Raw genomic sequence first — 7,208 nt, forward strand, 5'->3', positions numbered from 1 at the left:
GCGCCGATGATCGTGATGTCCTTGATGTCCCGTTCCGCCACCGCTGCTCCGCGTGTTTGGGCCGGAGGAACGGTAAGGGCGCGGACAGATTGCGGCTAGCTGCTTCACCACTTTGGCAAAGCCGGCGCCGATGTTGGACGAGCAGCACATGCCCGCCGGCCATCACCGCCATCAGGATCTCCTCGATCACCGCGGCCTGGCCTACGATGCGACGGGGACCTCGGCCCTGAGGCGCGCCGCCGCCTCAGCCCGCTCCTCGCGCGCGGCGAACGCCGGCAACCCGCCTACACCGCCTCCGACAAGCTCGTGAAGTTGAAGTCGTGCACCTTGATCGCGGGCATCACGATGTCCCCGCCCGCCTCGGTGCCCGCCAGCCGCTCCGCCCGGCCGAGCGTGTCGAGGTTGTTCAGCATGAACAGCGGCGAGTCGTTGAACCGGAAGTTCCGCACCGAGCGGCTGATCCGCCCGTTCTCTATGAGGAACGTCCCGTCGCGCGTGAGACCGGTATAGAGGATGGTGCGCGGGTCCACCTGGCGGAGATACCACAGCCGCGTCACCAGTACGCCGCGCTCCGTCGACGCGACCATCTCGTCCACGGTCGCGGTCCCGCCCGCGAGCTTCACGCCGCTGGGGAAACCGGTGGGCTGCTGGTTCTGCCGTTGCGCCCAGAAGCGCGAGTAGAAGAGCTGTCTCAACACGCCGTTCTCGACCCACCCCTGCCGGCCGAGCGGGAGGCCCTGCCCGTCGAACGGCTGCGCGAGGAGTTGCGGGTCCCGCGGGTCGCTGAAAATGGTGACGCGCTCGTCCACGATCCGCTCGCCGATCTTGGTCCCGCCGCCTTCGCGCGTGAACGCGCTCCGTCCCTCATCAGCCGAGCGCGCGTCCAGCGAGAACGCCATGAGCTGCACCAGGTCGCCGGCGGCCTGGGGTTCCAGTATGACGGTGTACCGCCCGGGCTCGATCGCCACCGGATTGCGTGAAGCGCGCGCCTTGTCCACGGCGCGCTGGGCCACGCCGCGGAAGTCGAGCTGGCTCCAATCCTGAGAGTCCGCGGCCGCCCATCCCGAACCGGTGCCGTCCGCCGTGCGCACCGTCAGCGTGTAGTTGGCGCTGGTGTTCCGATGATACGCGAACAGGCCCGCCTGGTTGCCGATCGCGCCCGAGTTCGCCTGGGTCACGATGAAGCCGGCCGCCATGAGGTCACCGGCGGCACGCGTCTGCTCGAGCGCAGTCAACGCCGCGCGCGCGCGGTCGCCAGGCGCGAGGTTTGCCGTCGAGTCGAAGAACGCGTTCACCGGCTGGTAGGTCTGCGGGCCCAGCGACGGCATCGCCTCCGGGTCGTCCGGCGCCAGCCGCGCCAGCGCCTCTGACTGGGAGACGAGCCGGTGGAGCGAGTCGTCGGAAAGGTCGTTGGACGTCACCACGGCGTGTTTGGGCCCGAACGCGCTCGACACGGCGATGTTGGCGTCTTCCACGCTCCCCGACGTGGAAAGCTGGTTGGCGGCGAACCGGGTGTTGCCGGTCACGTTGCTGTTCAGGTTCACCTGCACTTCGTCCGCCCGCGACCACCGCACCACCTTCTCGATGATCGCCTGCATTTCCTGGCGCGACATCACGGGATTGCTCACCGCCGCCTCCCCGTGTTGATGACGTTGATCTGCCGGAACCGCGCGGGCACCGCGCCGTGGCTCACGGCGTTCGCCTGGCCCGGCTGTCCCTTGCCGTCGAAGAAGGCGCCGCCCAGCTCGTAGCTGCGCCGCCCGCCGATCAGGTCCATGGCGTTCCAGAAGTCAGGGGTGCGCATCTGGTACGCCACGTCCTTCAGCATCCCCGTGATGCGGCCACCGCGGATCTCGTAGAAAAGCTGCCCGCCGAACTGCGCGTTGAAGCGCTGCTGGTCTATCGAGAACGACCCGTCGCCCATGATCGCGATCCCCGCGTCCGTCGCCGCGATCAGGTCGTCCCACGTTCTGTCCTGCTCACCCGGCATCAGCGACACGTTCGGCATCCGCTGGAACGCGACGTTCTGCCAGCCCTGAGCGTACGAGCAGCCGTGCGACCGCGTCTCCCGACCCTGCCGGTCGTAGTACCAGCGCAGCCAGCCGGCCTGCTCGCGAGTGGTCTGGTAGTCGTTGAAGATGCCGTTCCGCACGATCTGGAAGTTCTCCGGCTGCACTCCGTCGTCGTCGTACCCGATGGTCGAGAGGCCACCCTCCTGCGAGCGGTCGCCCTGGATGTTCATGAAGTCCGGGCCGTAGCGGAACGTGCCGAGCTGGCGCTCCGGCGGCGCGAGGAAGCTGGTCCCCGCGTAGTTGGCCTCGTAGCCCATCGCGCGGTCCAGCTCGGTCGGGTGGCCGATGGACTCGTGGATGGTGAGCCAGAGATGCGACGGGTGCAGCACCAGGTCGTACCGCCCGACTTCGACGGGCCGGGCCGTGAGCTTCTGCGCCGCCTCTTCGCCCCATCGAGGCGCGTTGCCTACCAGGTCCACCTGCTGGACATACTCCCACCCGCGGCCCATGGGCGCCGCGACGTTACCGCGGTTCTGGAAGTCCGAGCGGTCCGGCGAGATGGCGGTGATCTGCATCTGCGGCCAGCTCCGGACCGCCGTCTGCGCGATCACCGAGCCTTCGGTGGAGGCGAAGTTGCGTTCCTCCTTCACGAAGTAGAACCCGCTGAAAACGAAGCGGACGTTGGTGGCCCGCATCGCCGCGGCGTTGGCCCTGAGGAGGAGGTCCGCCTTCTCCTCGACGGGGATCGTCCAGGGGTCCACCTGGTACGCGCTCCGCCACGACGCGTCGGGAAACCCCTGCGTCGGCACCAGCTCGATGGCGCGGTCACGCGCCACCCGGTTGGCCCGCGCGATAGCGACCGCCTCGCGAGCCGCGCCTAGCATGCCGTCCCGCGTGAGGCGCCGCGTCGCGGCGAAGCCCCAGGTGCCGTCCACCAGCACCCGCACCCCGCAGCCGATCGTGTCGGTGTCCACTATGTTCTGGATCTGTTGCTCGCGGGTGAACACGAAGTTCTGACGCTGGCGCTGGATCCGCGCGTCGGCGTAGCCCGCGCCCGCCGACCGGGCGGCGTTGAGCGCCTGCATCAGCAGCTCGCGGATGGACGCGTCCATTTTCGGCGCGGGCGATGCCGCGGCCGGCCGCGGACGCAGCAGCCCGCCGGTCGCCGCCACGGCGCCGGCCGCGCCGGCCGCACCGGCCAGCTTGAGGAAGTCTCTGCGATCCGTCATGCCATGCCTTTCATGCGGAGGAGGGGACCCGTCCGAAAGACTACGCTCATGGAAGATTGACCGTTCAGCTGCTTCACCGCCTTCGTTCGCTCTGCCAGCAGCGTCGCGAGATGAGTGTCAGCCCCTCGGAGCTCGTCGCTGAGCTGCTCGCGAACGAGCGACTCGACTCGCATGCGATTGCCAAGGGCGACCCCGTAAGCCCCGGTGGCGGCGAAGCCGCGCGTCAGACCACGGCTGCGACCTCCCGCGACCATTCGGCAATCACGTCCTCCGTCGAACGCAGCTGCCGCGATGCGTCCGTCGCGTACCAAGCCTTGAAGTACTCCAGACCTGCTTCATGCGCTTGCTCGGTGAAGGCTTGAAGCGCGTCGGTGACCCACACCAGGTCGTACCCCTTCTGGAACGCGTCGCCGCTGGCGTGGCGGGCGCAGCAGTCGGTGTGGAGGCCGGCAATGTACAGTCGCGTTATCCCCTGTTCGCGAAGGATGCGCTCGAGCTCCGTGCTTGCGAACGGGCTGTACGTCGTTTTCTCCAGCACGATATCCCCCGGCGCCGGCCGGAGATCCGGAACGATCTCTGCCTGCCAGGTACCCTGCATCGCGTGAGGGGGCCACTTCTTGAGCTCGCTGTCGCCTGGGGTGTGTGCGTCCGTCGTGTAAATCACCAGGACGCCGGCCTGTCGCGCGGCACCGAGCATGCGCCTCAGTCCAGGAATGATCGCTTGCGCTCGGCGCTGGTAATCCGGCCCGCCGGCTTCGGCAATCACACCCTTCGGGAAGACGAAGTCGTTGGCCATGTCGATGACGAGGACGGCGCTACGGTCGGGCATACTGCCTCCCATTGGATAGAAGTGCCGCACTCAGGGGGCCGATTGGGCAACGCCTAAGCCCGCCGACGCTGACGGGCTCTCCCGGTGCGGGGCGCATACCGTGCGCCAACGGTCCTGTGACAGAAACGGAATCTAGCGCGAAGCCGTCTACGGCGCAGCCGGCCCCGTCGGCAGCGGCACAAAGGTTCACAAGTACCGCGCCACCGCCATCGTGATCACCGCGACCGCGAGCAGGTGGGCCACCGCCACGGCACTGGTCCTGGCACGCCGCTGAAGCGCCTGGATCTGGGCCTGTTGCTCCGGCGTCGGCGAGCCGCCCGCGGCCTGGGCGATCGAGAGGACCTGGAGCGTGGCGCGCCGCATCACGAAGAACCCGATCAGGAAGCCCACGACCGAAGCCGTAGCGCCCACGCTCAGCGTGATACCGGTGCGAGACCCCATCCACTCGGCGGAGCCGCCGGCGACGCGCCAGATGAGGAACCCCCCGGACAGGATGGTCAGCATCGCGAGCACCGGCACGATCGTGAGGACGCGCGTGGCCACGAGACGCTGCATGAACTGCCCGCCCGCCGGGCCGGAAGCCTTCACCGCCGGCTGGAGGAAGCTCACGATGAAGAAGATGCTTCCCGCCCAGAACACCCCGCACAGGATGTGAATGAGCCGAAGCGCGATCATGGGGACGTCCATCGTTCATCTCCGTGGTTGAGGGCCACAATCATGCAGCCTGGAGGCGCGCGCCCACAAGGCTCCCTCTGAGGACCTCAAGCGGGGCGCCGAGTTTTCAGGAATGGGCCCGCGTAAGCCGCGCCGCCGGCCATCCTCCGACCGTCAGAGCGGCTGGATCGTCTCTACCAGTGCGGCCGCCGCCACCGCCCGGAATCCCTCCTCGAGCGGAAAGGTGTGGGGCCCCGCGTGGATGACGTCCACGTGTTCGAGGCGTAGCGTTTCGCGCGCCGCGCGCATCGATCGCGTCGCGGCCGGGGCGGTGGTACGCTTGATCTCAAAGCCGAGGCGGCGGCGCCCCCGCACCACGAGGAGGTCCAGCTCGGCGCCGGCGTGCGCGGCCCAGAAGAACGCCTCCTCGGGGGCGGCGCCGAGGCGCGCTAGCAGCTCCCCCAGCAGAAACCCCTCCCAGGACGCGCCCACTTTGGGGTGTCCCTCCAGGTCGTCTCGCGTTTCCAGGCCGAGCAAGGCGTGGAGCAGTCCCGAGTCGGAGACGTAGACCTTAGGCGACTTCACCTGTCGTTTCCCCACGTTCTCGTGCCAGGGCGGGAGCTGGCGGAGCACCAGCGCCCCTGTCAGCACGTCGAGATAGCGGCGGACGGTGGTCGCCGCCACGCCGAACGCCCGCGCGAGCTCGGCGCCGTTCCACACCTGACCGTGGTAATGCGCGAGCATGCGCCAGAAGCGGTGCATCGTGACGCCGGGGATCTGGACGCCGAGCGCGGCGAGATCCCGTTCGAGAAAGGTGCGAACGAAAGACCGCCGCCACTCAAACGACTCGGCGGTGGACCGCGCCAGGTACGATCGCGGGAAACCTCCCCGGAGCCACCGGCGGTCGAGCGCCTCGATTCCCACTTCGTCGAGCGCGAAGCCGTCGAGCTCGTGGTACGCGATCCGTCCGGCCAGCGTCTCGGCGCTCTGGCGGAGCAGATCCGGCGAGGCGCTCCCCAGCACGAGGAACCGGACCTTGGAGTCCGGACGGTCCACGAGCACGCGGAGCACCGGGAACAGATCCGGGCGTCGCTGCACCTCATCCAGGATGACCAGTCCTTCGAGCTTCTCGAGCGCGAGCTTGGGTTCCGCGAGCCGGGCTAGATCGTCCGGGTCCTCCAGATCGAACCGGCGCTTTGGGCCCCGGAACCGGCGGCCGACTTCGCGCGCCAGGGTAGTCTTGCCCACCTGGCGCGCGCCGAGCATGCCGACGACCGGGTGGCGCTCGAGCAGTGCCAGCACCCGACGCAGGTGGCGTGTCCGGGGGAGGAGGGTTGACATTGGTTCGAAAAATGAGCGCAATAAGCTCGTTTTTCAAGTCTATGGCTGGCCTGCCGGACTGGGGGCTTCAGGATTCCTATCCCAAGGGGTCCCGGGAGCGGCGGCCGTGGGAGGAGGACGACTGGTGGTGAGGCGGACGGCCTTGCGCAATGCTACCTGCTATCCTACCTTTGGTAGTATGAACGCGTACCGGATACCTCCGGGCCGGGTCACGCGGGTGAGCGAGCTGATCCGGGCCCCCGGCAAGAAGGCCAAGGCGTCGGTCACCATCTCCCGGGGCCTGCTCGACGCTGCGGATGACGTTGCCGGGGCAGCGGGACGCTCCGCGCTGGTGGAGCGCGCGGTGCGCGTGTACCTGCACCGCCTGGTACGGCGCGCGCGCCGCGAGCGCGAGCTGGCCCTGCTCAACGCCTACGCGCCGCGCCTAAATGCCGCGGCCGAGCGGGCGCTCGCCGATCAGGCCGACCTCGAAGACCTGTGATCCGCGGGGAGATCTACCGCCTCGCACCCCCGCCTGGCGGCGATCCGAAGCGGGCCCGCTGCTACGTGGTGGTCAGCCGCCAGACGTTGCTCGACTCGAAAGCCGACAAGGTCGTGTGCGCGCCCGTGAACACCACCTTCGTCGGGCTGGAGACCCAGCTTCCCGCCGGCGTCGCGGAAGGGCTCAAGCATTCATCCTGTGTCAACTGCGACCAGCTGCTGCTGATCGACAAGGGGCGGCTGACGAACTTTGTCGGTTCTCTCTCGGCCGAGAAGCTGCGCGGGCTCAGGCGAGCGCTACGAGTCGCCCTCGACGTTGAGTAGGTTGTAGCGCTTGCATAAGCACCAGCCAATCAACACATTGTATATTGGCTTCGGTGTTTCTTCGGGGAGGCCTAGTGGGGGACCGCACCCAGATCGAGTGGACCGACGCCACCTGGAACCCGGTCACGGGCTGCACGCGCGTGAGCGCCGGCTGCGACAACTGCTACGCCGCAACCTTGGCCAACGGCCGGCTTGCCGAGGTATACGGCCGCCGCCTCCCGGTCGTGGATACCCCGACGAACCGAAGCGATCCGTTCGCGGTAAGGCTCTGGCCCGAGCGGCTGCCGCAGCCCGATCGCTGGAGGGACTCGCGTCTCGTTTTCGTCAACTCCATGTCCG

9 protein-coding genes are annotated in these 7,208 nt (G+C 68.3%); 3 read left to right on the forward strand and 6 right to left on the reverse strand.

The window, feature by feature from the left end; all coding sequences use genetic code 11:
• From Q8Q85_11460 to Q8Q85_11485, 6 genes are all read right to left on the reverse strand, one after another.
• Positions 1-190 (reverse strand): hypothetical protein (locus Q8Q85_11460; GenBank protein ID MDP3774872.1); only part of this gene is annotated, 190 nt, incomplete at its 3' end.
• 94 nt (positions 191-284) lie between these two features.
• Complete coding sequence (locus Q8Q85_11465) at positions 285-1,628, reverse strand: TldD/PmbA family protein (protein ID MDP3774873.1); 1,344 nt, start codon at positions 1,626-1,628, stop codon at positions 285-287.
• On the reverse strand, positions 1,625-3,241 hold the full coding sequence (locus Q8Q85_11470) for a TldD/PmbA family protein (protein MDP3774874.1): 1,617 nt from the start codon (positions 3,239-3,241) through the stop codon (positions 1,625-1,627). The genes Q8Q85_11465 and Q8Q85_11470 overlap by 4 nt, the downstream gene beginning before the upstream one ends.
• A gap of 223 nt (positions 3,242-3,464) precedes the next feature.
• Entirely contained in the window at positions 3,465-4,070 is a 606-nt protein-coding gene (locus Q8Q85_11475; GenBank protein ID MDP3774875.1) for an isochorismatase family cysteine hydrolase, read from the reverse strand.
• Positions 4,071-4,256: 186 nt separating this feature from the next.
• Entirely contained in the window at positions 4,257-4,757 is a 501-nt protein-coding gene (locus Q8Q85_11480; GenBank protein MDP3774876.1) for a hypothetical protein, read from the reverse strand.
• Between the two features lie 141 nt (positions 4,758-4,898).
• Complete coding sequence (locus Q8Q85_11485; GenBank protein ID MDP3774877.1) at positions 4,899-6,065, reverse strand: ATP-binding protein; 1,167 nt, start codon at positions 6,063-6,065, stop codon at positions 4,899-4,901.
• Positions 6,066-6,243: 178 nt separating this feature from the next.
• Here Q8Q85_11485 and Q8Q85_11490 point away from each other — a divergent pair, with 178 nt between their 5' ends.
• The 3 genes from Q8Q85_11490 to Q8Q85_11500 all read left to right on the forward strand — a co-directional run.
• Positions 6,244-6,546, forward strand: coding sequence for a hypothetical protein (locus Q8Q85_11490; GenBank protein MDP3774878.1), 303 nt, complete (start codon positions 6,244-6,246; stop codon positions 6,544-6,546).
• Positions 6,543-6,869: a type II toxin-antitoxin system PemK/MazF family toxin gene (locus tag Q8Q85_11495; GenBank protein MDP3774879.1), complete on the forward strand. Its 327-nt coding sequence runs from the start codon at positions 6,543-6,545 to the stop codon at positions 6,867-6,869. Before Q8Q85_11490 ends, Q8Q85_11495 begins: the two co-directional genes overlap by 4 nt.
• A 74-nt stretch (positions 6,870-6,943) precedes the next feature.
• Positions 6,944-7,208, forward strand: a 265-nt coding sequence (locus Q8Q85_11500; protein MDP3774880.1) for a DUF5131 family protein, incomplete at its 3' end; no start/stop codon positions are given.

It is taken from the genome of Gemmatimonadales bacterium, assembly GCA_030697825.1.
Classification (GTDB): Bacteria; Gemmatimonadota; Gemmatimonadetes; order Gemmatimonadales; family JACORV01; genus JACORV01.